Annotated in this window: 26 protein-coding genes; 6 read left to right on the top strand and 20 right to left on the bottom strand. The window is 66.4% G+C overall.

The annotated features are described in order from the left end of the window. Nucleotides 1-4: 4 nt before the first annotated feature. From ACSQ9I_RS14645 to ACSQ9I_RS14625, 5 genes are read right to left on the bottom strand one after another with little or no spacing between them, the layout of a single operon-like run. On the bottom strand, nucleotides 5-1,039 hold the full coding sequence (locus ACSQ9I_RS14645; RefSeq protein WP_436313591.1) for an L-idonate 5-dehydrogenase: 1,035 nt from the start codon (nucleotides 1,037-1,039) through the stop codon (nucleotides 5-7). A 9-nt stretch (nucleotides 1,040-1,048) separates the two neighbouring features. Beyond that, on the bottom strand, nucleotides 1,049-2,011 hold the full coding sequence (locus ACSQ9I_RS14640) for a tripartite tricarboxylate transporter substrate binding protein (RefSeq protein ID WP_436313590.1): 963 nt from the start codon (nucleotides 2,009-2,011) through the stop codon (nucleotides 1,049-1,051). 5 nt (nucleotides 2,012-2,016) lie between these two features. Continuing rightward, complete coding sequence (locus ACSQ9I_RS14635) at nucleotides 2,017-3,039, bottom strand: TRAP transporter substrate-binding protein (RefSeq protein WP_436304002.1); 1,023 nt, start codon at nucleotides 3,037-3,039, stop codon at nucleotides 2,017-2,019. Nucleotides 3,040-3,077: 38 nt separating this feature from the next. Continuing rightward, nucleotides 3,078-3,845, bottom strand: coding sequence for an SDR family oxidoreductase (locus ACSQ9I_RS14630; RefSeq protein ID WP_436313589.1), 768 nt, complete (start codon nucleotides 3,843-3,845; stop codon nucleotides 3,078-3,080). Between the two features lie 11 nt (nucleotides 3,846-3,856). Next, complete coding sequence (locus ACSQ9I_RS14625; protein ID WP_436313588.1) at nucleotides 3,857-5,104, bottom strand: enolase C-terminal domain-like protein; 1,248 nt, start codon at nucleotides 5,102-5,104, stop codon at nucleotides 3,857-3,859. A 265-nt stretch (nucleotides 5,105-5,369) separates the two neighbouring features. Here ACSQ9I_RS14625 and ACSQ9I_RS14620 point away from each other — a divergent pair, with 265 nt between their 5' ends. The 4 genes from ACSQ9I_RS14620 to ACSQ9I_RS14605 all read left to right on the top strand — a co-directional run bounded on the left by ACSQ9I_RS14620 (nucleotide 5,370) and on the right by ACSQ9I_RS14605 (nucleotide 8,545). Next, nucleotides 5,370-6,101 carry a GntR family transcriptional regulator gene (locus tag ACSQ9I_RS14620; RefSeq protein ID WP_436313587.1) on the top strand — a complete coding sequence of 244 codons (732 nt, stop codon included), beginning with the start codon at nucleotides 5,370-5,372 and terminating at the stop codon, nucleotides 6,099-6,101. An 85-nt stretch (nucleotides 6,102-6,186) separates the two neighbouring features. After that, nucleotides 6,187-6,657: a MarR family winged helix-turn-helix transcriptional regulator gene (locus ACSQ9I_RS14615; RefSeq protein WP_436290419.1), complete on the top strand. Its 471-nt coding sequence runs from the start codon at nucleotides 6,187-6,189 to the stop codon at nucleotides 6,655-6,657. A gap of 149 nt (nucleotides 6,658-6,806) precedes the next feature. Then, the gene (locus ACSQ9I_RS14610) at nucleotides 6,807-7,769 is read left to right on the top strand and encodes an alpha/beta fold hydrolase (RefSeq protein WP_436313586.1); all 963 of its coding nucleotides are present in this window, start codon (nucleotides 6,807-6,809) and stop codon (nucleotides 7,767-7,769) included. Between the two features lie 161 nt (nucleotides 7,770-7,930). Then, complete coding sequence (locus ACSQ9I_RS14605) at nucleotides 7,931-8,545, top strand: retropepsin-like aspartic protease family protein (protein WP_436313585.1); 615 nt, start codon at nucleotides 7,931-7,933, stop codon at nucleotides 8,543-8,545. A gap of 5 nt (nucleotides 8,546-8,550) precedes the next feature. Here the strand turns inward: ACSQ9I_RS14605 and ctlX are convergent, their stop codons facing one another. Both ctlX and ACSQ9I_RS14595 read right to left on the bottom strand, forming a co-directional pair. Further along, nucleotides 8,551-9,498 carry a citrulline utilization hydrolase CtlX gene (gene ctlX, locus ACSQ9I_RS14600; protein WP_436313584.1) on the bottom strand — a complete coding sequence of 316 codons (948 nt, stop codon included), beginning with the start codon at nucleotides 9,496-9,498 and terminating at the stop codon, nucleotides 8,551-8,553. Beyond that, a complete protein-coding gene (locus ACSQ9I_RS14595; RefSeq protein WP_093107830.1) occupies nucleotides 9,495-10,544 on the bottom strand; it encodes an ornithine cyclodeaminase in 1,050 nt (349 codons plus the stop codon). The genes ctlX and ACSQ9I_RS14595 overlap by 4 nt, the downstream gene beginning before the upstream one ends. A 147-nt stretch (nucleotides 10,545-10,691) precedes the next feature. On the opposite strand from ACSQ9I_RS14595, the gene ACSQ9I_RS14590 reads away from it, so the two are divergent. Beyond that, nucleotides 10,692-11,114, top strand: coding sequence for an Lrp/AsnC family transcriptional regulator (locus ACSQ9I_RS14590; protein ID WP_093107398.1), 423 nt, complete (start codon nucleotides 10,692-10,694; stop codon nucleotides 11,112-11,114). Nucleotides 11,115-11,148: 34 nt separating this feature from the next. Here the strand turns inward: ACSQ9I_RS14590 and ACSQ9I_RS14585 are convergent, their stop codons facing one another. The 4 genes from ACSQ9I_RS14585 to ACSQ9I_RS14570 form a co-directional block, all read right to left on the bottom strand. Then, nucleotides 11,149-12,459, bottom strand: coding sequence for a methyl-accepting chemotaxis protein (locus ACSQ9I_RS14585; protein ID WP_436313583.1), 1,311 nt, complete (start codon nucleotides 12,457-12,459; stop codon nucleotides 11,149-11,151). 113 nt (nucleotides 12,460-12,572) lie between these two features. Then, the gene (locus ACSQ9I_RS14580; RefSeq protein WP_436313582.1) at nucleotides 12,573-12,782 is read right to left on the bottom strand and encodes a hypothetical protein; all 210 of its coding nucleotides are present in this window, start codon (nucleotides 12,780-12,782) and stop codon (nucleotides 12,573-12,575) included. Between the two features lie 54 nt (nucleotides 12,783-12,836). Then, entirely contained in the window at nucleotides 12,837-14,225 is a 1,389-nt protein-coding gene (locus ACSQ9I_RS14575; protein WP_436313581.1) for a phenylacetate--CoA ligase family protein, read from the bottom strand. Nucleotides 14,226-14,332: 107 nt separating this feature from the next. After that, nucleotides 14,333-15,280, bottom strand: coding sequence for an adenylate/guanylate cyclase domain-containing protein (locus ACSQ9I_RS14570; protein WP_436313580.1), 948 nt, complete (start codon nucleotides 15,278-15,280; stop codon nucleotides 14,333-14,335). Between the two features lie 193 nt (nucleotides 15,281-15,473). Between ACSQ9I_RS14570 and ACSQ9I_RS14565 the strand changes: the two genes are divergently transcribed. Further along, nucleotides 15,474-15,917, top strand: a complete 444-nt coding sequence (locus tag ACSQ9I_RS14565; RefSeq protein ID WP_436313579.1) for a hypothetical protein — start codon at nucleotides 15,474-15,476, stop codon at nucleotides 15,915-15,917. A 31-nt stretch (nucleotides 15,918-15,948) separates the two neighbouring features. Here the strand turns inward: ACSQ9I_RS14565 and ACSQ9I_RS14560 are convergent, their stop codons facing one another. The 9 genes from ACSQ9I_RS14560 to ACSQ9I_RS14520 form a co-directional block, all read right to left on the bottom strand. Further along, a complete protein-coding gene (locus tag ACSQ9I_RS14560; RefSeq protein WP_436313578.1) occupies nucleotides 15,949-16,881 on the bottom strand; it encodes an LD-carboxypeptidase in 933 nt (310 codons plus the stop codon). After that, a complete protein-coding gene (gene tadA / locus ACSQ9I_RS14555) occupies nucleotides 16,878-17,933 on the bottom strand; it encodes a tRNA adenosine(34) deaminase TadA (RefSeq protein WP_436313577.1) in 1,056 nt (351 codons plus the stop codon). Before tadA ends, ACSQ9I_RS14560 begins: the two co-directional genes overlap by 4 nt. 10 nt (nucleotides 17,934-17,943) lie before the next feature. Then, complete coding sequence (locus tag ACSQ9I_RS14550) at nucleotides 17,944-18,138, bottom strand: hypothetical protein (protein ID WP_093107413.1); 195 nt, start codon at nucleotides 18,136-18,138, stop codon at nucleotides 17,944-17,946. Nucleotide 18,139: 1 nt separating this feature from the next. Continuing rightward, nucleotides 18,140-18,784, bottom strand: a complete 645-nt coding sequence (locus tag ACSQ9I_RS14545) for an FMN-binding negative transcriptional regulator (protein WP_436313576.1) — start codon at nucleotides 18,782-18,784, stop codon at nucleotides 18,140-18,142. Between the two features lie 62 nt (nucleotides 18,785-18,846). Then, entirely contained in the window at nucleotides 18,847-19,065 is a 219-nt protein-coding gene (locus tag ACSQ9I_RS14540; RefSeq protein WP_436313575.1) for an ankyrin repeat domain-containing protein, read from the bottom strand. A gap of 99 nt (nucleotides 19,066-19,164) precedes the next feature. Beyond that, nucleotides 19,165-19,680, bottom strand: coding sequence for a GlcG/HbpS family heme-binding protein (locus tag ACSQ9I_RS14535; RefSeq protein ID WP_436313574.1), 516 nt, complete (start codon nucleotides 19,678-19,680; stop codon nucleotides 19,165-19,167). Between the two features lie 117 nt (nucleotides 19,681-19,797). Next, nucleotides 19,798-20,421 carry a response regulator transcription factor gene (locus tag ACSQ9I_RS14530; RefSeq protein WP_436313573.1) on the bottom strand — a complete coding sequence of 208 codons (624 nt, stop codon included), beginning with the start codon at nucleotides 20,419-20,421 and terminating at the stop codon, nucleotides 19,798-19,800. Further along, on the bottom strand, nucleotides 20,418-21,878 hold the full coding sequence (locus ACSQ9I_RS14525; protein WP_436303988.1) for a sensor histidine kinase: 1,461 nt from the start codon (nucleotides 21,876-21,878) through the stop codon (nucleotides 20,418-20,420). Before ACSQ9I_RS14525 ends, ACSQ9I_RS14530 begins: the two co-directional genes overlap by 4 nt. A 33-nt stretch (nucleotides 21,879-21,911) precedes the next feature. Continuing rightward, complete coding sequence (locus ACSQ9I_RS14520; RefSeq protein WP_436313572.1) at nucleotides 21,912-22,955, bottom strand: aliphatic amidase; 1,044 nt, start codon at nucleotides 22,953-22,955, stop codon at nucleotides 21,912-21,914. Between the last annotated feature and the right edge of the window lie 108 nt (nucleotides 22,956-23,063).

The raw sequence follows: 23,063 nt of genomic DNA, 5'->3' as shown, positions 1-23,063 counted from the left end.
GGTTTCACTCAAAACTGAGCAGTACCTTCATGGCCTGCGAGCGATCGGCCGCCAGCGCAAAGGCGCGCGCCGAGTCGCGGTAGGACAAGGTCGCCGAGATCAGCGGCTTCACGTCGACCAGTCCCTTGTTGAGCAGCTCCACCGCCACCGCGAACTCCTCGTGGAAGCGGAAGGCCCCGCGCAGGTCGAACTCCTTGGCCACGATGGTGTTGATCGGCAGCGTCGTCTCGCCGCCCAGCCCCAGCTGCACGATGATGCCGCGCGGGCGCAGCGCATCGAAGGCGCCGACCAGCGCGCGCTGGTTGCCGCTGGCCTCGAACAGCACGTCGAAATGCCCCTTGTCGGCCGTGAAGCGTGCCAGGCCATCGGGCTCCTCGGCCACGTTGACCACCTCGTCGGCGCCGACTTTCAACGCCTTGCCCAGCGTGTGCGCACCGACGTCGGTGGCCACGATGTGGGTGGCACCGGCGCGCCGCGCCGCAATGATGGCCAGCGCGCCGATCGGCCCGCAGCCGGTGACCAGCACGCTCTTGCCCAGCAGCGGGCCCGCGCGGCGCACCGCATGCAGCGCGACCGACAGCGGCTCGGCCATCGAGCCCTCGCCTTCGCTCACGCTGTCGGCCAGCCGATGCGCCTGCCAGTGCTCGACCACGATCTGCTGGCGGAAGGCGCCCTGCACGTGCGGGGTGCGCATCGCGCTGCCGTAGTAGCGCATGTCCAGGCAATGGTTCTGCAGGCCCTGCTGGCAGTAGCGGCAGAGGCCGCAGGGCCGGCTCGGGCTGATGGCGACGCGCTCGCCGGCCGCGAAGCCGCCTGCACCGGCGCCAACCGCTTCGATCACGCCGGCCACCTCATGGCCCAGCACCATCGGCTCCTTGATGCGGATGGTGCCGAAGCCGCCGTGCTGGTAATAGTGCAGGTCGGAGCCGCAGATGCCGCCGCAACGCACGCGCACCTGCAGCTGGCCGGGGCCGAGTTCGGGCGTGGCGACTTCTTCGACGCGCAAATCGCCGGGGGCGTGGATGACGAGTGCTTCCATGCGGGCGCCCTACTTCTTGATCTCGACGGTCGCCAGCAGCGACTTGAAATAGGTCGATTGGCTGTTCATGAAGGCCTGGAACTGTTCGCCATCCATATAGGCCGGCTGCAGGTTGGCCTTGGTCAAGGCTTCGCGAAACGCGGGGTCCTCGGAGGTCTTGCGCGCCGCCTCGCGCAGGTACCGCACCACCTCGGGCGGCGTGCCCGCGGGCACGCCCAGGCCACGCCAGGTGCCCAGCACCAGGTCCACGCCCTTCTCCTTGAAGGTCGCGACCTTGTCGTAGGGGGCCGCGAGCCGGCCTTCGGCCATGGACACCAGGACGCGGACCTTGCCGGCCGCCACGTGCGACCCGATCTCGGCCGGGCTCACGACGATCGCATCCACATGGCCGCCCGCCAGCGCGAGCACGCTCGGTGCGGCGCCCTGGTAGGGCACGTGGTTGAAGCGCACGCGCGTCTTCTGTTCGACGGCGGCGGCCGCGAGGTGCCAGATGGTGCCGGTGCCGGCGTTGCCCATCGACACGGCGCCGTCCTGCTTTCTCGCGGCGGCCAACAGGTCGTCGATCGACTGCCATGGCGAGTCGGCGCGCACGGCGATCAGGCCCGGATCGCCATTGAGCCGCGCAACGGCGATGAAGTCGGCGGTCGTGACCTTGGTCATCCCGAGGTGCGGAATGATCGCCAGCTCGGAGATCAGCACGCCGATCTTGTAGCCGTCGGCTGGTGCGCGCTGCACTTCCGTCATGCCGATGCCACCACCAGCACCTGGCTTGTTGGTGACGACGAGGGGTTGCGGCACGCTCTTCTTGGCAGCTTCGGCGAAGAGCCGGGCCATCACGTCCGTGCCGCCACCCGCCGACGAGGGCACGACGATCTCGATAGGCCGGCTCGGATAGTCCGCGGCCGGCGCGACAGGGGACCACAGCGTCGCCGCGATCGCGGCGATGGCGCCAAGAATGTTTCGGGTGTTCATGGTCTTCACTTTCCGGAACGAATGCGTTCCACCTCGGCCGTCATTTCCTTGCCCAGTTCGCCTGTCGTCTGGCGATGCTTGTCGATCACCGGCTTGAGCTTGTCGCGCATCCGTGCACGTTCCTGCGCCGAGACTTCGGTGATCACCATGCCCCGGCTCTTGAGCGTGTCGAGCGCCTTGGCATCCAGCTCGCGCGACACCTGGCGCTCGTAGCTCTTCACCTCGTTCGCCGCGTCCGTCAGCACCTTGCGCTCATCGGCCGACAACTGGTCCCAGAACTTCTTGCTCATCAGCACGAGCAGCGGCGAGTACGCATGGCGCGTGGTGGAGGCGTACTTCTGGACCTCGTAGAACTTGGTTACCTCGACGGAGATGAACGGGTTCTCCTGGCCGTCGACGGCCTTCTGCTCGAGGGCCGAATACAGTTCGGGGAAAGGCATCGGCACGGCGTTGGCGCCCATCGCATTGAAAGACTCGATGAACACCGGAATCTGCTGCACGCGGATCTTCAGTCCCTGGATGTCCTCGAGCTTGGCGATCGGCCGCTTGCTGTTGGTCAGGATGCGAAAGCCATGATCCCAGTAGGACAGGCCGACCAGCCCTTTGGCAGGCAGCTTGTCGAGCAGCTTCTTGCCGACCGGGCCGTCCAGCGCGGCGTCGACCTCCTTGAAGCTGTCGAACAGGAAGGGCGTGTCGAAGACACCGAACTCCTTGTCCATGCCGGTCAGAAGGCCGGGCCCCATCATCGACATCTCGATGGTGCCGCCCTGCATCGCCGATGCCACCACGGCTTCACCACCGAGCGTGCCGCTGCCGTAGAGCTTCACGTTAAGTTTGCCGCCGCTCTTGCTCGCGACCATCTCGGCAAAACGCTTGGCGCCGATCCCGTGCGCCGAGTCCGCCGTATTGGCAAAAGCGAACTTGATGTTGCGCTCCTTGATGTCCTGCGCAAAGGCCGTGCCCGCGGCGCCGACGCAGGCGCCGGCAACGGTCAATCCAACAACGACCGCGCGAATGCTTCGTTTCATCGACTGTCTCCTGAATGGAATGTGTAGTTAGGGAACGCTTAGAGAACGGAAACCATGCCGCCATCGACGTAGATGATCTGGCCGCTGACGTAGTTGGAAGCGGTGGACGCCAGGAACACGGCCACGCCCACCAGTTCGTCGGGGCGGCCCCAGCGACCGGCCGGCGTGCGGCCCTTGACCCAGGCATCGAAGCTCGGGTTGTCGATCAGGGCCTGGTTCATGTCGGTCAGCATGTAGCCGGGCCCGATGGCGTTCGCCTGGATGTTGTGGCCGGCCCATTCGGCAGTCATGGCGCGCGTCAGCATCTTGATGCCGCCCTTGGCCACGGTGTAGGGCGCGACGGTTGCGCGCGCCAGTTCGCTGGTGAGCGAGCCGATGTTGATGACCTTGCCGCGGCCGCGTGGGATCATGCGGCGGGCCGCCTCGCGGCCGACAACGAAGGCGCTGGTCAGATTGGTCTCGATCACGCGGCGCCAGTCTTCCGTCGCGAGCTCGACCATGGGCTTGCGGAACTGCACGCCGGCGTTGTTCACGAGGATGTCGATCTCGATGCCGGCCGCGTCCAGCTGGTCGAACGCGCCGACCACTGCGCCCTCGTCGCAGACGTCGAAGGCATACGCCTCGACCGCATAGCCCTTGCCGCGCAGCGCTGCGGCCGAATCGGCCAGCCGTGCCGCATCGACGCCGTTGAGCACGATCCGTGCGCCGGCGGCGGCAAGGCCCTCGGCGATGGCGAAGCCCAGGCCGCGCGAGGAACCCGTGACGAGCGCGGTGCGGCCCGTGAGATCGAAGAGTTGAATGGACATGGTCTCCGTTCCTAGGGCGTTTGAAGCGTTCCGTCGGCCAGACGCGTTTGCGTCCATGTGGTCACGACGTTCTCGCACGGGTATTTGCGGGCTTCCTCTTCGTCGATGTCGACGCCGAGGCCCGGCTTGTCGTTTGCGTAGACGTAGCCGTTCTCGAACGCCGGCAGGCCCGGAAAGACGTCGAGCAGCGCATCGCGCGGCCCCTTGAGTTCCTGGATGACGAAGTTGGGCGGCTCCGTGCCCGACCACTCCTGTACGCCGAAATTGCGCGCCGCCAGGTCGATGTGGATGTTGGCCGCGTGGCCGAGCGGTGACATGTCGCCCGGGCCGTGCCATGCCGTTCGCACGCCGAACTGTTCGGCAAAGAGCTGGAGCTTCCTGCCGGGCGTGATGCCGCCGATCTGGCTCAGGTGGACGCGGATGTAGTCGATCAGCTGGTCGGTGATCAGCGTCTTCCATTCAGACGGGTTGTTGAACAGCTCGCCCTGCGCCAGCGGGATGCGGGTCTTGTCGCGCAGCTGGCGCAGCCACTTGCCCTCTTCGAGCGCAATCGCATCCTCGAGAAAGAACAGATCGAAGCGCTCCATCTCGCAGGCGAACTGGATTGCCTCGATCGGCTTCAGCCGCTCGTGCACGTCGTGGCAGAGCGAGACGTCGAAGCCCACCTTCGCTCGGATGCCTTCGAACAGCTTGATCGTGTCGCGCATGTACGTCCTGCTGTCCAGGTAGATGCCGTGCGCAGCACCCCTCGGCGCCGTCGGGGGGGCCGGTCCGAAGGCGCCGCCGCCGTAGCCGCCGCTCTGGCAGCGGATGTGGGTGATGCCCTGCTCCCGGTACTTCTGGATGTTGTCGCAGAGCTCGGCCAGGTCCCGGCCGTCCGCATGCCGATAGATCGGCACGCCCTCCCGGCACTTGCCCCCGAACAGCTGGTAGAGGGGCATGCCGGCCATCTTCCCCTTGATGTCCCATAGCGCCATGTCGACGCCCGAGATGGCGTTGTTCTCGATCGGTCCGTTGCGCCAGTAGGCGTTCTGGTGCATCAGCTGCCACAGCTCCTCGATCGCGCTCACGTCCCGCCCGATCAACAAGGGCCGGAGGTATTCCTCGACCAGGCATTGCACGGCCCGATGCCGGTAGGAGAAGGTCGCGCAGCCGAGGCCGTACAGCCCGGCCTGGTTGGTTTCCACCTTGACGACGAGGAGGTTGATCCCCTCCGGGGCCGTGAGGATGACTTTGACGTCTGAGATCAGGGTTGCCATGACAAAAAGAATACTGTGATATTTCACAAAAGTTCTTCGTGTTTACCCTATTCACACCCATCCCATCCGTCGGCAGTCGTTCATTGGAGAAAACGACGCTATCGCTGCAGAAAATCTTGAATATCAGGCTATGCTTACCATGGAACGTGCGATGGGCACGGACCCCCTTCAGACCACGAGCCGCATGCCTTCAACCACCCGTCCGCGACCGCGTCTGGCCGCAAAGAGTGCTTCGGTCCAGGACCCGTCTCGCCGGCGAAGTTCGGTGAGCCTCTCCGACCTGGCCTATGCGCGCATCGAAGAACTGCTGGTCTGCTGCGAACTGAGGCCGGGACTGTTCCTGGCGACGCACGATCTGCAGGGGATGGTCGGCTTCGGTCGTACGCCGGTTCTTCAGGCCGTCAATCGGCTGGCCGCCGATACGCTGGTGCACGTGACGCCACGACATGGCTTGCAGATCGTGCCGGTCGACCTTACGCGCGATCGCGTCCTGCTGCGCTTGCGGCGCGACATGGAGCGTTTCGTGATCCGGTTGGCCACCGAGCGATCCGGTTCTTCACAGCGCAACCAGATGCTGCATCTCAAGCGCCAGTTGGCCGAACACAGGGACGGCATGACGCTCGAGCAGTTCAACGTGGTGGATCGGCGCATCGACCAGCTCTTTCTCGCGGCCGCCGGCGAACCTTTCGTCGAAAGCACGCTGCGGCCGCTGCACACCATCTTCCGTCGCATCGGCTGGATCTATCACACGCATGCGGCGCGGGGTGCCAACTTGCAGGACACGGTGGACGCGCACATTGCCGTCCTTGATGCAGTCGCCACTGGCAATGTTGATGATGCGATTTCGGCCTCCGATCGCCTGGTGGACTTTGTCGAAGGGATGTTCGAAGTGCTTGAGCGTGAAGTCGAGCCGGCGCTTCTGGACTGCCGGCTTGGCGAACTGGACGAGACATTCTTGCGATCGGACTCCTCGTTCGACCATAGGGAAGGTACGTAAGCCACCTTCAATCGATAGGACGACTTCTCTCGGCAGCACGAATAAATAGCTTGCTATTAGATAGTGTGCTATTTATAATTCGCCCATGGCAAGCAAATCACCCGTCGCAGCCCCCTCCGAGGCGTATTCCCTGGCCCTGGAGCAACAGCTTTGCTTTGCGCTCTACTCGACCATGCTGGGCTTCAACAAGGTCTATCGTGGATTGTTGAAGGACCTCGGCCTGACATACCCGCAGTATCTGGTCATGCTGGTGTTGTGGGAGCGCGACCGATTGACGGTGTCCGAGATCGGGGAACAACTGTTTCTGGAGTCGCCCACGCTGACGCCGTTGCTCAAGCGTCTCGAGTCGGCGGAGCTCATCGATCGGCGTCGCTCGACATCGGATGAAAGGCAAGTCGTCGTGTCGCTGACGAGCAAGGGGCGCGCTCTGCGGGCTCGAGCGAAAGCGGTTCCCGCGTGTGTCGCTTCCGCCGCCCGGTGTTCGGCGGATGAGTTGCGCTCGATGCGCGAGCGACTGCTGGAGATACGGACGAACTTGTTCAAGAACGCCTCCTGAACACATCGTGACGGGCACAGCACTGTGCCCTTCTTTCCGGCATATACATAGCACACGATTTACTTGCACACATTTTACATGGCGGCGTCGCGCACCGACATGCACCCGAAGACGCGAAACCTTGAAACCAACCTCCAACGAAGCCTGCTATGAAGACTCTTTCCAAAATCTTCGCCCTGTCCATCATCAGCCTGGCCGCGAGCACAGCGCTGGCAGCCGCCGACAAGCCGGAAACCGCACAGCCTCATGGCAGCAAAGTTCCGGCCAGCGCTCAAGCCAGGCCGGCCGGCAGCTACATCACCACCAAGGACGGTACGCAGATCTACTACAAGGACTGGGGCTCGGGCCAACCCGTGGTCTTCAGCCATGGCTGGCCGCTCAACTCCGACAGCTGGGAATCGCAGATGCTTTTCCTGGCCTCGCAGGGCTTGCGGGTCATCGCGCATGACCGCCGCGGCCATGGCCGTTCCAGCCAGCCCTGGAACGGCAATGACATGGACACCTATGCCGACGACCTCGCCACCCTGATCGAGAAGCTGGACCTGAAGAACGCAGTGCTGGTCGGCTTTTCGACCGGCGGCGGCGAAGTGACGCGCTACATCGGCCGTCACGGCACGAAACGTGTGGCCAAGGCGGTGCTCGTGGGTGCGGTTCCCCCGCTCATGCTGAAGACGCCGGCCAACCCCGGCGGCCTGCCGATCGAGGTGTTCGACGGCATCCGCGCCGGCTCGATCGCGAATCGCTCGCAGCTCTACAAGGACATCGCCTCGGGCCCGTTCTTCGGCTTCAACCGGCCGGGCGCCAAGCCTTCGCAGGGACTCATTGATTCATTCTGGATGCAGGGGATGATGGGCGGCCACAAGAACACCTACGACTCCATCAAGGCGTTCTCGGAAACCGACTTCACCCAAGACCTGAAGAAGTTCGACGTGCCGACGCTCATCGTTCACGGTGACGACGACCAGATCGTGCCGATCGACGCGTCCGGCCGCGCATCGGCCAAGCTGGTCAAGGGCGCCAAGCTGATCGTCTATCCGGGCGCCCCGCATGGTCTCACCGACACGCACAAGGATCGTCTCAACAGCGACCTGCTCGCCTTCATCAAGGGCTGATCAGCGCCAGGCATGCCCGCGCCGTCGGTGCGCGGGTGATCCGTTCAGAAGACCGTCGATCGCCTCCAACGAACCGTTCAGCCGACGTGGAATTTGGATGACGCTGCGCCGGTACCGGATGAAGCATTGTCTGAGACTGTTGATCAGAGCGAGGTCACGCCATGCCGAAGCACTCGAAACCCAAACAGGCGCTGCGATATCTCGGAGCACAAGCGGCGGTTGCCCTCGGCGTCATGAGCATGCACCCGGTTGTCGCGGCGGAATCCATCTTCAAATGCGGCAAGACCTACACGAACGTGCCGCCCAGCGCGCGGCCGGCGCAGCCTCGGTCCGATGCCTGCGTACTGGTCGACACCGCAGATCAGCCCAAGGGAAAGACGACAAACATTGCAGTCGACGGATCCCGGCAGATCACCGTTCCCGTCGGCCAGGACGGCCGCTTCTGGATTCATGGCTCCGTCAACGGCTTCCCGGTGCGCTTCGTGATCGACAAGGCCGCCACAGTCAATGCCGGCGTCGCCGTGACCGAAGACTTCGCCGCACGGGCGAACCTGATCGGAGGTTCCCCCGCGCACATGCAGACCGCCGGGGCCGTCATGGATGCGCGTCGCATCGAGCGTGTGCCCATGACCTTCGGGCCCTTCAGCGTGCCGCAGGCCACCGTGGTCGTGGGCTCGCTGGGCCGCAAATCGACGGACGCCCTCCTAGGCCGGGAACTGCTGTCGCTCTTCGACGTCACTGCCAACGACCGTGAACTGACGATCGTGGGCAGATAGAGCGATCACGCGCCCCTCAGAGACAGGTGGATGCCGGCGATCATGCAGCGCACCGAGCCGCCCGCCATTTCGATCGTCGGCACCGACAGGGGAATGAGCCGGGCCGAGCGCTGGATGGTCGTCTTCTGCTGAGCGGTGAGGCTCTCGAGGGCCCGCTGCGACAGCGCCAGAATCCGGCCGTCGCGGCCCGACAGTTCGATCGCGTTGCCGGCGAAGTCGGCGATCTGCCGGGCGCTCAGCGCAATGACCTCGCGCCCCGACTCCTGCAGCCGGGCGCGCAGTTCGGCGGCCCTTCGCTGGTCGGGAACCATGTCGAAACCCACCATCGCAAACTCCGTCGCCACGCACATCAGCACATTGGTGTGATAGATCGGGCGGCCGGCCTCATCCGCCGTGTCGAACAGCATCGGCTCGAAGTTGAAATGGGTGCTGAAGCGCTCCAGCGCCACCGGATCGGCACGGTTCGAGCGCGCCGTGTAGGCCACGCGCGCAAGGTGATCGAACACCATCGCGCCGGTGCCTTCGAGGAACAGGCCATCCTGCTCCAGACCGGAATAATCGATCACGTCCTGCACGCGGTACCTGGACTTGAGCATCTCGATCACGTCGGCACGGCGTTCGCGGCGGCGGCTCGGCGCGTGCATCGGATAGATGGCGACGTGCCCGCCCGGATGCGTGGAGAACCAGTTGTTGGGAAAGACCGAATCCGGCGTGTCGCGGTCTCCCTGGTCTTCGAACAGGTGCACGCGCACGCCTTCGGCTTCGAGGCGCTCCACGGCGGCCGTGACCTCGCGATGCGCTGCGCCGCCCACGGCCTGCGCGGCCTCCTTCGCGGCCAGGCTCTGGAACGCGTTGTCGGCGGCGGTTTCCGAGTTCGGCGTGAACCGGTGCGGGCGGACCATGACCACGGCGGCAGGCGCCTGGATGGAAGGCATGGCGATGAGCCCGTTCATGCGACGCGGCGCATGACGGCATGCGAGGCGCCGCTGCGCGTATGGCGGAACAGGTCCTTCGGATCCTCGGCCCAGGGCACCAGCTCGACGCTCATGCCGAGATTGCGCTTCTCGGTCTGCGCGTGCACGTAGCGCAAGGTCGAGTAATCCTCCAACGCGAAGCCCACGGAGTCGAACACCGTGACCTGGTCAGCGCGCTGGCGGCCCGTTTCGGTGCCGGCGAGCACGCGCCACAGGTCGACGACCGGGAAGTCCTGCGGCAACTGCTGGATGTCGCCCTCGATGCGCGTCTGCGGCTCGTATTCGACGAACACCTGAGCATTTCGCAGAACGTCGGCGTGCAGTTCGGTCTTGCCCGGGCAATCGCCGCCGATGGCGTTGATGTGCATGCCCGGCTCGATCATTCCGGGCGTGAGGATCGTGGCGTAAGCCTTGTCGGCGGTGACGGTCGTCACGATGTCGGCGCCGCGGACCGCCTCGGCGGTGGAACCGGCGCGAATGATCTTCAGAGACGGGTACGCCGACAGATTGCGGACCAGCTTGTCCGTCGCACGGGCGTCGACGTCGTAGACGGCGATCTCCTCGATGCCCAGATGGCTGTGGAAGGCGAGCGCCTGGAACTCGCTTTGCGCGCCGTTGCCGATCAGCGCCATGCGGCGCGCATCGGGCCGTGCCAATGCGCGCGCCGCCACGAGCGAGGTCGCGCAGGTGCGCAGCGCGGTGGCGACGGTCAGTTCCGACAAGAGCACCGGGTAGCCGGTCTCGACCTCGGCCAGCACGCCGAAGGCCATGACCGTGTACAGGCCACGCGTGGTGTTGCTCGGATGGCCGTTGACGTACTTGAAAGCGTAGCGCTTGGCGTTGGACACCGGCATCAGTTCGATGACGCCGATCTCCGAGTGATTGGCGACGCGGGCGGACTTGTCGAACTCGGGCCAGCGCACGAAGTCCTGCTGGATGGCATCGGCGAGCTCGCCGATGAAGCGGGGCACACCAATGTCCTGAACGAGGCGGGACATGGTGGGGACGTCTACGAAGCGGGTCATGAAGGGCTCCTGGAAATTGCGATTGCTGCGCGCAGCCATGCCGCAATTGTTCCGTCGCGGGGTGCCAGAATGAACCATCCAACTTGGCAAATTCCTCCTGGAGGATTACATTTTGCTAAGTAGGAATGGCACTTTGAAGATCTGACAATGGACGACACCGACCGCCAACTCATCGCGCTGCTGCGCGACAACGCGCGCATGTCCGTGGTTGCGCTGGCAAAGAAGCTGCGCGTCGCCCGGGCCACGGTGCAGAACAGGATCGCCAAGCTGGAGAGCGACGGAACCGTCGTCGGCTACACGGTGCGCTTGCGGCCGGAGGCGGAGGCCCATCGCATCCGGGCGATCACGAGCATCGAGGTCGAGGGCCACCACGGGCCCGATGTGCTCAAGAAGCTGCGCGGGCATCCGAATGTCGTTGCCTTGCACACGACGAATGGCCGCTGGGACCTGATGGCCGAGTTGCGTGCCGACACCCTGGAGGCGTTCGACAAGGTGCTCAATGCCATCCGCTCGATTCAGGGCATCTCGAACACGGAGACGAGCATCTTGCTGTCCACGCACAAGCTGTAAGCGCGATCAAGGGCATCGGCTGGCAGCTGCGGGTCTAGAAGGTCTCCCAGTCGCCGCTGCCGGCTGGCGTGCTCGTGGCGGCCAGTTGCTTGCGCTGCGGCGCGGCAATGGCCCGCCGCGCCGGTGGCTGTGCCGGCCGCACCGGCTGGACGACAGGCCGCGTTTGCACCGGCATCGGCTTGGGCTGGGCCACGACGGGCTGTTCGTCGTCGTCGAGCTTGAAGGTGCCGACGACCTGCGAGAGGTTCCCCGCCTGCTCTTGCATCGATTGTGCCGCAGCCGCGGCCTCTTCCACCAGCGCCGCGTTCTGCTGCGTCACCTGGTCCATCTGCGTGATCGCCTGGTTGATCTGCTCGATGCCCTGCGTCTGCTCGTGGCTCGCTGCCGTGATCTCGCCCATGATGTCGGTCACCCGCTTCACGCTGCCCACGATCTCTTCCATCGTCTTGCCGGCTTCGCCGACCAGTTGGCTGCCGGCATCGACCTTGCCGACCGAGTCGTCGATCAGGCCCTTGATTTCCTTGGCGGCGGCGGCCGAGCGCTGCGCGAGGTTGCGCACTTCGGCAGCCACGACTGCGAAGCCGCGGCCCTGCTCGCCGGCACGCGCCGCCTCGACCGCCGCGTTCAACGCGAGGATGTTGGTCTGGAAGGCAATGCCGTCGATCACGCCGATGATGTCGACGATCTTCTTGGAGGACGCATTGATCGAGGCCATGGTGTGGACCACCTGGCTGACCACGTCGCCGCCCTTGACCGCCACTTCGGAGGCCGAGAGCGCCAGCTGATTGGCCTGGCGCGCGTTGTCGGCGTTCTGCTTCACCGTGCTGGTGAGTTCTTCCATCGAGGCCGCGGTCTGCTCCAGCGAGCTGGCTTGCTCCTCGGTGCGCGAAGACAGATCCTGATTGCCGGCAGCGATTTGCCTGGATGCCACCACGATCGAGTCGGTCGACGCCTTGATGCGGGTCACCACGTCGGTCAGGGTGTCCTCCATTTCGCCCATGCCGCGCAAGAGGCGTCCGAAATCGCCGCCGCGCTCGGTTTCGAATTCCTTGCTGAGGTCGCCCGAAGCCACGGTCTCCGCGATGAAGATCGCTTCGCCCAGCGGCTGCATGATGCTGCGCGCGAGCCAGAGGGTGCAGCCGACGCCCGCCAGCAGGGCGACGAACCCGAGGCCCAGCATGAGGTTCTGCGTCGAATCGATACGCCGCGCGAGTTCCGGGGTGATGGTGCCGCTGCCAGCGATGTCCTGGAGGCACGCGATGCCGATCGCGACCCCTGTCGCCATCAACAGCAACACGATCCCGAACCCCATACCCAGTTGGGTACTGATCTTCCAATTGCGCATGTGCTTTCCCCGTCGCGGCCGCCAAACTGGGCCGGGTTGTCAGGCATATCGGCAGCGCGGAGCCGAAACTTGAGGGGCTCAGGCCTAGGTACAAACCCGAGGTTTCGGGCGCCCTACGCGTCCAACGGCACGCCGCCGCCGAAACGGGCCACCCATTGGTCCCACAGGTCCTGGTTGACGCTGGCGAACGGCCGTTGCCAGGCGGTCAGCATCTGGAGCTGGAAGTTCTGAGCCTGCATCAGGCTCTCGATGAAGGCGGCCTGCCAATCGAGGACGGGCTGAAAGTTGCCGTAAGGGATGGGAAATGGATTCGCGATGGTCATGCCGGTCTCCATGTTGGATGCGTGGACCAAGCCTAGTGGATGCCGCCCCGTGCTTCAAGCATGCGCGCCGACCACCCGCTGCACCTTGCCGCTGCGGCCGCGGCGTCCCGTCTCGCCGCTTCGGCAATGGATGTGCACGCCGGCCGCGCCTTGCCGCACCAGAAAGGCCGAGAGTGCCGCCCGGGCGCGCCGCAAAGTCGTGTCCGCGGCCTTGCCATGCAATCCCGTGCGCAGCAGCAGGTCGCAAGGCCCCTGCTGCTCGAGCTGGAAGTCGAACAGGCCCGCATCGTCTTCCAGCACCGTGCTCACGGCCAGCGGCAGGATGCGCACCATCCGCGCACCGGGGCGGCCAAGCCGCAGCGTGTCGTCGTTGCGGCCCTGAACCTCGATCACCGGATGATGGGAGCCGCAGGCGCAAGCCGAAGCGCGCTGCGTGACGCGGTCGCCCAGGTCGTAGCGGATCAGCGGCTGCACGTGGTTCGCGAGGTTGGTCAGCAAGGTGGTCGCGCCGGCCTCACCGACGGGCACCTGGCGGCCACCTTCGTCGACCGATTCGAGGATCGCCCAGTCGCAGTTCAGATGCAGGCTGCCGCAACGGCATTCGGCGGCGAGCGTCAGGAACTCCGAGGCGCCGTAGCTGTCGGCCACCCGGCAGCCCAGGGCCTGTTGCAGGAAATCGCGCGTCGCCGTTGAGAGGTCTTCGCCGCCGGTCCACAGCTCGCGCGGGGCTTTCTCGAGCCGGCCGGCAAGGCGCTCCTCCGCCAGCAGCACGGCCACGCTCGGATAGGTGGCGATGACAGCGGGTGCCAATGCATTCAGTTCTGCCACCAGCTTGCCGGCGGGCTGCAGGAACGAGATGCCGCGGAGGCTGCCGGCCAGCGCAGGATTCAGCCGCCGCAGCCGCTCGATCGACACCGTGCTGGCGAAGTGGCCGCAGGTCGCACCGACGAAGGCGATGCCTTCGCCGACGGACCACGGGTCCATCATCCGCTGAAGCGGCCGCAGCACCGGCCGCCGCCAAAATTCGAGCGCGTCGTACACCGCCATCGCCCGGGCGTCCTGCACGAAGATGGCCGGCTCGCCGCTGCTGCCCGAGCTCTCCCACACCACGTAACGGCCGAGGAAAGGGTCCGCGATGCGAGAGCGGTCGGAGGTGAAGCGGCGCAGCGCATCGAGCCGCAGCGCGGGATCGGTGACCCAGTCATCGAATCGGCGCATCAATTCGGCCTTCTGCGCAATCGGCAGCTCTTCGAGGCGCAGGCGCGCCGGATCGCGGCCCGCGAGCAGCTTGCGGTACAGCGCCGATCCGCGCGCTGCGGACCTCAGCAGATCGGCCAGACGCCGCGCCCGCCGGCCGGCCAGCGCCTCTGCGCTCGCATGCGAGGCCACGGCCACGTCGGCGGCGACAAAGCTCGTGAGCCAGGGATCGAAGGGCGGCAGCATGGTGCGGCGGAGAAAGAGGCCGCCATGGTGGACGCACTCGCCGGCAATGCCAAGAAGATTCGCGCGCGGCGCGATGCCGGCAGGGGTTTAGGGCCTGTTAACAGGCCCTACCGCAGGTCGCGGCGCGCCAGCAACACGTTGCCGCCGGTGGTGTTGAACGAGATGGTCGGTGCGCTGAAGTCGCTCAAGGGTGCACCGAGCCCGATTTCGCCGCTGCCGTGCAGCACGCATTCGTCGCGCCGCAGCGCGATCTCGCCGCTGGCACCGGCCGTGCCGTGAAAGCGGACCCAGGTGCCGTAGGTGCTGACGTCGACCAGCACGCAACTGCCCTGCCGCGCTTCGATGCGCGCGTGCAGCCGCGACACGCGCGGATCGTTGACCACGAACTGGGCTTCGTCGACGCGCCCCAGATGGATGGGCAGCTCCGCGGCGCGAAACATCGAGCGCACGTCCAGCCATGCGAGTTCGATCTGCCCGAAGGACGAATCGGCGCCTCGCACCGGCGGCGCCAGGGAGGCCGGCATCGTGAGGAACTCCGAGACCTCGTCCTGCCAGTCGATACGGTGGACGATCGGCATCTCGTTCTTGCCGCGGATGTTGATCGGGCCGAGGCTGCGGTGGCGTACCTCGCCGCCCACCAATTCGTCGATGACCGACTCCGTGGCCCAGATCTGGCTCGGGCCGGCCAGATCGCTGAGCCGCGAAGCCAGGTTGACCGCGTCGCCATAGCAGTCGCCGTCGACTTCGACCACCTCGCCGCTCGCCACGCCGATCTGAAGCTCCATCCTGAGCGGTGCGGGCCAGGTCTGAAGCCGCTTCTGGTGGTTGCGCTGGAGTTCCAGCACGGCCCGGGTGGCGGTCGCACCATTGGCGAATATCGCAAAGACGCCATCGCCCAGCGATTTCACGACGCGGCCGCCGTGCGCCTCGCAAACACCCCCGATCCACTGAATCAGTCTTGTGACAGTGTCGGTTGCACGTGCATTCCCCATGGCCTCGAAGACCCGGGTGCTCCCCGTCAGGTCAGCAAAAACGACAGTGGGGTGGGCGCTCATTGTGTGCAATTTTTGGTAGCTCTCGCCGAGGGATTATGGCAAAGCATCAGAAAAACGCCCTTTCAGCATGTCAAATCGACCGGGAAGCCGCTGCGCCTGTTGCTTTTTCATTTCGATACAGGCGCTTGGCGCTCATTTCACTCGTCAAGTAGAACTTAGGTATCAATTCTTCGACCAGTGCATGAACTGATTCGTGAAGTATGTTGTTTTTGAACATGAAATGATGTTTCCACACTTGTGTGGCGTCCTGCGCGGCTTTAACGTAGCAACCCTCAAGGCCTCCGGCAAAACGCCTTCGTCTTTCATGGTGTCACTCAGCAGTTTCTTCCGCTTTCTGTCGCTCCCGAGCCTCGGCTTGCGCCGCTCGGCGGACCGTCAGATGGGCCAGATCCGTACTGCGATGCTGTCGCTGCTGCAAGTCCACGGCGGCCATTCCGTTCAGCGGGTTGCCCAGCGCGTTCGCTTTGCCGGCGATCTCGAGGCGCTCTGGTACCTGCGCCAGGACGTGCTGACCGCGCTGAGCGCGATCGATGGCGAGGTCGCCGCCCGCCGCCAGATGAGACAGATCAACCGCCTGTTCAAGGGCGGCCTGCCCGGCGCGATGGGGCCCAGACCGCACCACCGCATCACCACCTGAAGGGCTGTTGCATAGCAGCCTTTTTCTTTTTTCAATGCGCGTGCCGGTGTCCCCACACCATGAAGACGTCGCGTGCGTCTGCCGCCAGTTCCACCTTGGCCCCCACGGGCAACAGCACCTTCGTCGGCACATGACCGAAGGGCAGGCCCGCCAGCACCGGCACCTTGATCAGTTCGCGCAGCCGTGAAACGACGGTCTGCATGCTGAAGCCGCGATCGTGCGGCACTTTCTTGGCGCCGGTGAACTGCCCGAAGATCACCGCCTTCTGACGGCCCAGCACGCCCGCGTGGCGCAACTGGTCGAGCATGCGTTCGACGCGGTAGGGATGCTCGTTCACGTCTTCGAAGAAAAGCACGCCCTTGTCGATCTGGGGAAAGTACGGCGTGCCCAGCAGGCTGGTGAGCACGCAGAGATTGCCGCCCCACAGCACCGCATCGTGAATGCCGCGAAAGCCCGGCATCGCCGCGGCATCGCGCGCCGGCATGCGCCAGCCTGTGCCCTCGCCCCGCCCGCTCAGCAGATCGTCGAAGCAGGCTTCCATGATGTCGTCGGCGCCATCCTCGGCGCCAAAGTCCTCGCCGAGCGCGGGGCCGGCCCAGCTCACGGCGCCGGTTTTCACGAGAAGCGCGTTCTGCAGGGCCGTGAAATCGCTGAGTCCCACGAACTCGGTGCCGCGCTCGATCGCGAGGGTCACGGCCTTGTAGGGGATGGCATCGAGGATGCGCGTGAGCCCATAGCCGCCGCGCGAGATCAGCGCCACGTCGGCGCGGCTGCCCGCGGCGCGCGCGATGGCGGCCAGGCGGGTGGCATCGTCGCCGGCAAAGCGCTGATGGCTGTCGAGCGCGGCTTCGTCCAGTTCGACTTCATGGCCCAGCGCCTGCAGGCGCTTCACGCCGCGCCGGAATGCGGCCTTGTTGCGAACCGCGCTGGAGGGCGAGTAGATGTAGATGTGTTTCTTTTTCACGGGGCGAAGTATCCCATTGCCTCCTGTGCCAGCCGGGACGCCTGTGCTGCGTCAGGGCCCGAGACGCCGTGCGGAGTCGGGCCCAGGACACGCAATGCGGCTTCGTATCCGCGGTCGGGAAAGGGCGCGCGCCATGCGTCGGCCACGGGCTCGCCGGCGTCGGGCGCCAGCAGCGCCAAGGGAAAGCGCGCGGGCATGGCAGCGCGCAGCAGCGACGCGAGTTCGGAAGCGCCGGCGCTGTGCACCAGGACCAGCGGGCCGGGCTGCAGGCGCTCCAGCCATTCGAGCAGCACGTCGCGATGCCAGGTCCATTGGTGCACGGCCTCCCGTTTGGGCTTGTCGCTTTGGCCGAAGCCGATCAGGTCGGGCGCCAGCACGCGCAGCGTCTGCAAGGCCGCGAGATGGCGGAAGAAGTAGCTCCATTCGCCCGGTCCGTGCAGGCAGAGGCAGGTGCAAGCGGCGCCACTCGGCCCTTCGTCCAGGTAGTGCATGCGCCAGCCCTGCAGACTCGGCAGATCGCTCACGTAGTTCGGCGCGAAGCTGTAGCCGGCGAGCGCGCCGAAGCGTTCGACCGGCGTGCGCAAGGCATCGTCGCGCAGGGGTTCGGCCGCTTCGCGCGCCGCGCTGCGGCGGCCCTTGAAGAAATCCTGCAGCAGATCGCCGCATTCCGCGGCAAGCACGCCGCCCTGCACGTGCGTGCGATGGTTGAGTTGGCTCTGCGCGAACAGGTCGAGTACCGATCCCGCGGCACCGGTCTTCGGATCGGCCGCGCCGAACACGACGCGGGCCAGCCGCGCATGCAGCATCGCGCCGGCGCACATGGCGCAGGGTTCGAGCGTCACATAGAGCTCGCAGCCGTCGAGGCGATAGTTACCGAGCGCCGTACCGCCCGCGCGCAGCGCGTTCATTTCGGCATGCGCGCTGGGGTCGTGCTGCGCGACTGGCGCGTTGCGTCCGCTGGCGACGAGCCGGCCGTCCTTCACGAGCACCGCGCCCACCGGCACTTCGCCGGCCTCGGCCGCCAGCCGCGCTTCGGCCAGCGCGAGCTGCATCCAGTGCGCGTCATTTGTCATCGGTCAGGGGGCGCGGCTGCTGCATCGCGGCGTCCAGCGATTGCTTGAACTGCTCTTGGACCTGCTGGCTTTGCGTGCGTGCGTCGGCGGCCGGTGCGCCCGCGACGCCGCCCATCTGCTTCCTGGCCAGCAGCCCGACGATGGCGAGCGCGAGCACCAGGCCGATCAAGCCGAGGGCGCGCATCTCAGCCTTCCTCCGTCTGCGCCGCGCCGGTCTTCATGCCGAGCCGCTGCATCCACGCGGCCAGCGCCTGTTCGTCGGGCGTGCCCTCGCTGTAGCGCGCGTGCATGGCGGCATGCGATTCGCGCCGGTGCTGGTTGAGCTTGACCTTGCACTGCAATGCCGTCACCTGCAGCTCGAAGCCGACGATGCCGTTCAGCATCTTGTTCTGGAACTCCTCACCGAGTTCGCGCCACTGCTGGGCGTAGGCCGGCTCGTGCTGGCCGATCAAGCGCTTGAGCAGCGCATCTTTTTCCGCCGGCGTCTCGATCAGCTGGGCCTGGACCGTGCAATGCACCGCCAGGTAGTTCCAGGTCGGCACGCGCGCGAGGTCGGGGTAGACCGAGGGCGACATGTAGGCATGCGGCCCCAGGAAACTCACCAGCGCCTGCGGCCGCGCCTGCAGGTAGCGCCAGTGCGGATTGGGCTTGGCGCAATGGCCGAAGAGCGCGAAGCCGCCCTCCCCGCGGTCGTCGAGCACCAGCGGCAGGTGCGAGACGTAGGGCAGCCCGTCGTCGTCGGTCGAGATCAGGCTGGCGAAAGGATGCGCGCGCATCAGTTCCGCGGCGATGGCACGGTCTTGCGAATTGAACTGGGGTGGCATGTACATGGAGCGGCCCTGCATCGAGGATCGCCCGATTGTCCCCGAGCCGGGGGCCCGTTCGCAGGCCCCTACTTTGCGCCCGCGGCCTTGAGCTTTTCGTCGAGCCTCGCGCCGGCCTTGGCCAGCATGCGGATCGCCTCGCGCTGGCGCGCATGCGTCGCCACGTGCAAGGGCGTGTGGCCGCGACTGTCGCGCGCATCGAGAGCGGCGCCGCCCTCGATGAGCGCTTTCAGCCGCGGCGGGTCGCCGCGCCACGCCGCCTGGTGCAAGCCTTCATAGGCCAGCACCGCTGCGGCGGCCGGGCGGCATCTGCGCCGCCGCAGGCGCGGCCAGGCCGCCCGCGGTCAGCACGAGCGCAGCGAAGACAAGGACGGCCTTCATCGCCTTCAGCCCAACTGCGCCTTGACCTTCTCGATCCCCGCGTTGGCGCACTGCTCGTCCAGGTGACCACCCGGCGCGCCACCGACACCCACGGCGCCGATGACTTCGTTGCCGGCCATGATCGGCACGCCGCCGCCGAGCAGCAGGAAGCCGGGGATGTTCACCAGGTTGGCCGCGCCGGGGTTCTTCTGTGCGTTCTCCATCATCGCCAGCGTCGGCGCCTTGGCCGATGCCGAGGTCCAGGCCTTGCGCTCGCTGGCGCCCACGGTGTGCGAGCCCGCGTTGTCGGCGCGCTGCACCGCGCGCACCACGCCGGCGCGATCGACCACCGTGGCCGCCACCGAATAGCCGTTGGCCGCGCAGGCTGCCACGGTCGCCGCGGCGAGCTGGTTCGCGAGTTCGAGCGAGATGTTCTTTTCGCTGCGGACGGCGAGGCTCGGCGTCTGGGCTTGGGCCTGGGCGCTCATCGCGGAAGCGGCGAGCAGGACGGCGAGGCTGCCGAGGCGAAGGGTCGAATGCATGTAGGTCTCCGAAAGGGGTTGATCGATTTGCGCCGGCGCCTTGCCGGCCGCAACGCAACTGTAGAAACAGGACCTTCGAAGGAACATTCGTACGGCTACGCCGGCCGCTCCGTAGAACTACGGAGTGCTGTCGACGAGCGCTGCGTAGCGCCGGATCAGCTGCGCCAGCGAATCGCAGCCGAGCTTGGCGAACAGGTTGGCGCGATGCGTCTCGACCGTGCGCGGCGACAACGCGAGCGCACGCGCGATCTCCTTGTTGGTGAGTCCGGCCACGATGAAGCCCAGCACCTCGCGCTCGCGTTCGGAGAGCTGGGCATGGCGCTCGCGCGCCGCCTGGTCGGCCTGCGCCCGTTCGCGCGAGCGGATGTGCTGGCGCACCGCGTGCTGCAGCGCCTCGAGCAGCTGTTCGTCGTCAACCGGCTTCTCGAGGAACTCCGCCGCGCCGGCCTTGAAGGCGCGCCGGCACATCTCGACCGTGCCGTGGCCGGTGAGCATGATCATCGGCTGGTCGACGCCCTGGGCGATCAGCGTTTCGAGCAGCGCGAGGCCGCCGATGCCGGGCATGCGCACGTCGAGCACGATGGCGCCGATGCCGCCGCGGTCGAAGCCCTCGAGGAAGGCCTGCGGATCCGCCCAGCCTTGCGTGCGCAGGCCCACCGTGCCGATCAGCAGGGCCAGGCTCTCGCGCACGGCGAGGTCGTCGTCGATCAGGTGGATGAGCGGAGAGAGCGGCTCGTTCATGACGAAAGCGGCAAGCGCAGCGTGAAGCGGGCACCGCGCGGCGCGGCCGCTTCCGCGGCCAGCGTGCCGCCCACGCTCTCGGCCAAGGTTTGGCACAAGCTCAGGCCCAGTCCCAGGCCGCCTTCGCGCGTGCTGAAGAAGGGCTCGAAGATGCGCGGCAGGATCTCCGGCGCAATGCCGCGCCCGTTGTCGCTCACGGTCAACACACCGTATGCGCCGTTGCGAACCACGGTGAGCCGCAGTTGCCGCTCGCCGGCCGGCAGTTCTTCGAGCGCCTGCAGCGCGTTCATCAGCAGGTTGTGGACGATCTGCTCCAGTGCCACCGGCTCGGCCCGTACGCTCACCGGCGCCTGTGCCGCACCGTCGAAGGCCGGCGCGATCGCGCGCCTGTCGAATTCCGGGCCGAGCAGGTGCAGCCCGTTGCGCACCACCTCCTGCAGGATCACCGGCCTGGCCTCGGTCGCATGCCCGGGGCGCTCGATCACGCGGCGCAGGCGCGCCACCACGTCGGCGGCACGGCGCGCCTGTTCGGCGGCCTGCTTCATCGCCGCGCGTGCGGTGTCGAGCTCGGGCGGGTCGTCGTCGAGCAGCCGGCGCGCGGCCTGCGTGTTGGCGAGCACCGCGGTCAACGGCTGGTTGAGCTCGTGCGCCATGCCCGCCGCGAGTTCGCCGAGCGCATTGAGGCGCGCGACCTGGCCGAGCCGCAGCAGCTCTTCGGCACGCCGCCGCTCGATGCGCTGGCGCCGCAACGCGTAGCTGCCGGCCAGCACCACCGCCATCGCGAGCGCCCAGGCGGCCATCCAGGCCCAGGGCAGTTCGCGCCATGAGACCTGGCGCTGCGCCGCCAGATCGAAGGCTTGGCTTTCCGAGGCCAGCACCTTGCGGAAGCTGAAGGGCCAGCCCTGCGAGGCCGCGGGCTGTCCGGCCTGCAGCACGAACTGCTGGCCCGCATGCTCGAGCACCACGCGCACCGGGCTCTGCTTCGGGTCCATCGGCCAGTCGCGCCAGGGCACGGTGCTCGCGAGGTCGATGTCGAGCGCATAGCTGGTCGGCTCGGCGCCGATCACGAGCCGGTAGCGGCCGTTCGCGAAGTCCTGCGTTGCAAGCTCGGGGCGCCGCAGTTCGCGCGACTTCGCCTCGGCCGCGGCCAACGGAGGGTCGGCCCAGGCCGCGCCGGCATCGCGCCGCTGCACGCCGAGGATCGAGGGGTAGACGGACGGCAGGCGCTGCTCCGAGCGGGCCCCGTCCGGCGCGGTTTCCAGCAATGCGAGCGTGGCCAGTACCGCGTCGTACTGCACCACCTGCTGGCTCATGAGGCGGTGCGCGATGCGCCCGTTGGCCTCGAACTCCTCATGGAGCTGCCGGAGTTCGGCGCGCGCGATCCAGACCGCACCGGCGCCGGCGAGCAGCAGCCATGCGAGCCACCAGCCACCCTGCGTACGCAACCATTGCCTCATGGCGCGGATTGTGCCCGCGCCGGCAGCGTGTCTTCAGCGATAGAGGTTGGCGGTCTCCTCGTTGGGGATGCCGTCGATCGGCGCTTCGGCGGTGCCGACCGTGGAGCGCGTGAGTGCCTCGACCCTCTCGCGCGTGGCCTGCGGGTCGGCGATCCATTGCGCGTAGAAGTCGTAGGGGCAGTCGGCCACGCCCTTGTCGCCTTCGTGCGAATTGAGGATGCCGGTGTAACCGCGATGCAGCAGCTTGAACAGGTGGTTCTCCGACTGGCCGTTCTTGCGGAAGTCGCGGATCAGGCTTTTCGACAGCGCGGCGTACTGCACGCCCATTTCCTCTTCGCCGCACTCGCCGAGCGTGCGGCCGTCGAAGCCGATGATCGCCGAGTGGCCGAAGTACGAGTACACGCCGTCGAAGCCGGATGCATTGGCCACCGCCACATAGGTGTTGTTGGCGAAGGCCATCGCCTTCGAGATCAGGATCTGCTGTTCCTTGGCCGGGTACATGTAGCCCTGGCAACGCACGATGAGTTCTGCCCCCTTCATCGCGCAATCGCGCCAGATCTCGGGGTAGTTGCCGTCGTCGCAGATGATGAGGCTGATCTTCAGGCCCTTGGGACCCTCGCTCACGTAGGTGCTGTTGCCCGGGTACCAGCCCTCGATCGGCACCCAGGGCATGATCTTGCGGTACTTCTGGACGATCTCGCCCTGGTCGTTCATGAGGATCAGCGTGTTGTAGGGCGCCTTCTTCGGATGCTCCTCGTGGCGCTCGCCGGTGAGCGAGAACACGCCCCACACCTTGGCCTTGCGGCAGGCGGCGGCGAAGATCTCGGTCTCGGCGCCCGGCACGGTGGCCGCGTTCTCGTACATCTCAGCGCTGTCGTACATGATCCCGTGCGTGCTGTATTCGGGAAAGATCACCAGGTCCAGCCCGGGCAGGCCGGTCTTCATGCCCTCCACCATCTTCGCGATCGCCTTCGCGTTCTCCAGCACCTCGGCGCGCGTGTGCAGACGCGGCATCTTGTAGTTGACGACCGCGACGCCGACGGTGTCCTTGCTGCTCGAAATATCGCCGTGAATCATGATCGGTCCTTGTCTGTGGTCATGGATGCGATCCATTCTGCGAAGCCGGCGGACGGCGGCGAATACGTTGATTGACGTAGGGACAGCCGGGCCCCGAGAGCCCGACGA

It is taken from the genome of Variovorax sp. LjRoot84, from assembly GCF_964254305.1.
GTDB lineage: Bacteria > Pseudomonadota > Gammaproteobacteria > Burkholderiales > Burkholderiaceae_C > Variovorax.
This window is presented reverse-complemented; position numbering and strand designations above follow the sequence as displayed.

Coding starts and splice junctions, on each gene's coding strand:
- ACSQ9I_RS14645 (WP_436313591.1), bottom strand. CDS start 1,039: ATGGAAGCACTCGTCATCCACGCCCCCGGCGATTTGCGCGTCGAAGAA.
- ACSQ9I_RS14640 (WP_436313590.1), bottom strand. CDS start 2,011: ATGAACACCCGAAACATTCTTGGCGCCATCGCCGCGATCGCGGCGACG.
- ACSQ9I_RS14635 (WP_436304002.1), bottom strand. CDS start 3,039: ATGAAACGAAGCATTCGCGCGGTCGTTGTTGGATTGACCGTTGCCGGC.
- ACSQ9I_RS14630 (WP_436313589.1), bottom strand. CDS start 3,845: ATGTCCATTCAACTCTTCGATCTCACGGGCCGCACCGCGCTCGTCACG.
- ACSQ9I_RS14625 (WP_436313588.1), bottom strand. CDS start 5,104: ATGGCAACCCTGATCTCAGACGTCAAAGTCATCCTCACGGCCCCGGAG.
- ACSQ9I_RS14615 (WP_436290419.1), top strand. CDS start 6,187: ATGGCAAGCAAATCACCCGTCGCAGCCCCCTCCGAGGCGTATTCCCTG.
- ACSQ9I_RS14610 (WP_436313586.1), top strand. CDS start 6,807: ATGAAGACTCTTTCCAAAATCTTCGCCCTGTCCATCATCAGCCTGGCC.
- ACSQ9I_RS14605 (WP_436313585.1), top strand. CDS start 7,931: ATGCCGAAGCACTCGAAACCCAAACAGGCGCTGCGATATCTCGGAGCA.
- ctlX (WP_436313584.1), bottom strand. CDS start 9,498: ATGAACGGGCTCATCGCCATGCCTTCCATCCAGGCGCCTGCCGCCGTG.
- ACSQ9I_RS14595 (WP_093107830.1), bottom strand. CDS start 10,544: ATGACCCGCTTCGTAGACGTCCCCACCATGTCCCGCCTCGTTCAGGAC.
- ACSQ9I_RS14590 (WP_093107398.1), top strand. CDS start 10,692: ATGGACGACACCGACCGCCAACTCATCGCGCTGCTGCGCGACAACGCG.
- ACSQ9I_RS14585 (WP_436313583.1), bottom strand. CDS start 12,459: ATGCGCAATTGGAAGATCAGTACCCAACTGGGTATGGGGTTCGGGATC.
- ACSQ9I_RS14580 (WP_436313582.1), bottom strand. CDS start 12,782: ATGACCATCGCGAATCCATTTCCCATCCCTTACGGCAACTTTCAGCCC.
- ACSQ9I_RS14575 (WP_436313581.1), bottom strand. CDS start 14,225: ATGCTGCCGCCCTTCGATCCCTGGCTCACGAGCTTTGTCGCCGCCGAC.
- ACSQ9I_RS14570 (WP_436313580.1), bottom strand. CDS start 15,280: ATGAGCGCCCACCCCACTGTCGTTTTTGCTGACCTGACGGGGAGCACC.
- tadA (WP_436313577.1), bottom strand. CDS start 17,933: ATGCAGCTCGCGCTGGCCGAAGCGCGGCTGGCGGCCGAGGCCGGCGAA.
- ACSQ9I_RS14550 (WP_093107413.1), bottom strand. CDS start 18,138: ATGCGCGCCCTCGGCTTGATCGGCCTGGTGCTCGCGCTCGCCATCGTC.
- ACSQ9I_RS14545 (WP_436313576.1), bottom strand. CDS start 18,784: ATGTACATGCCACCCCAGTTCAATTCGCAAGACCGTGCCATCGCCGCG.
- ACSQ9I_RS14535 (WP_436313574.1), bottom strand. CDS start 19,680: ATGCATTCGACCCTTCGCCTCGGCAGCCTCGCCGTCCTGCTCGCCGCT.
- ACSQ9I_RS14530 (WP_436313573.1), bottom strand. CDS start 20,421: ATGAACGAGCCGCTCTCTCCGCTCATCCACCTGATCGACGACGACCTC.
- ACSQ9I_RS14525 (WP_436303988.1), bottom strand. CDS start 21,878: ATGAGGCAATGGTTGCGTACGCAGGGTGGCTGGTGGCTCGCATGGCTG.
- ACSQ9I_RS14520 (WP_436313572.1), bottom strand. CDS start 22,955: ATGATTCACGGCGATATTTCGAGCAGCAAGGACACCGTCGGCGTCGCG.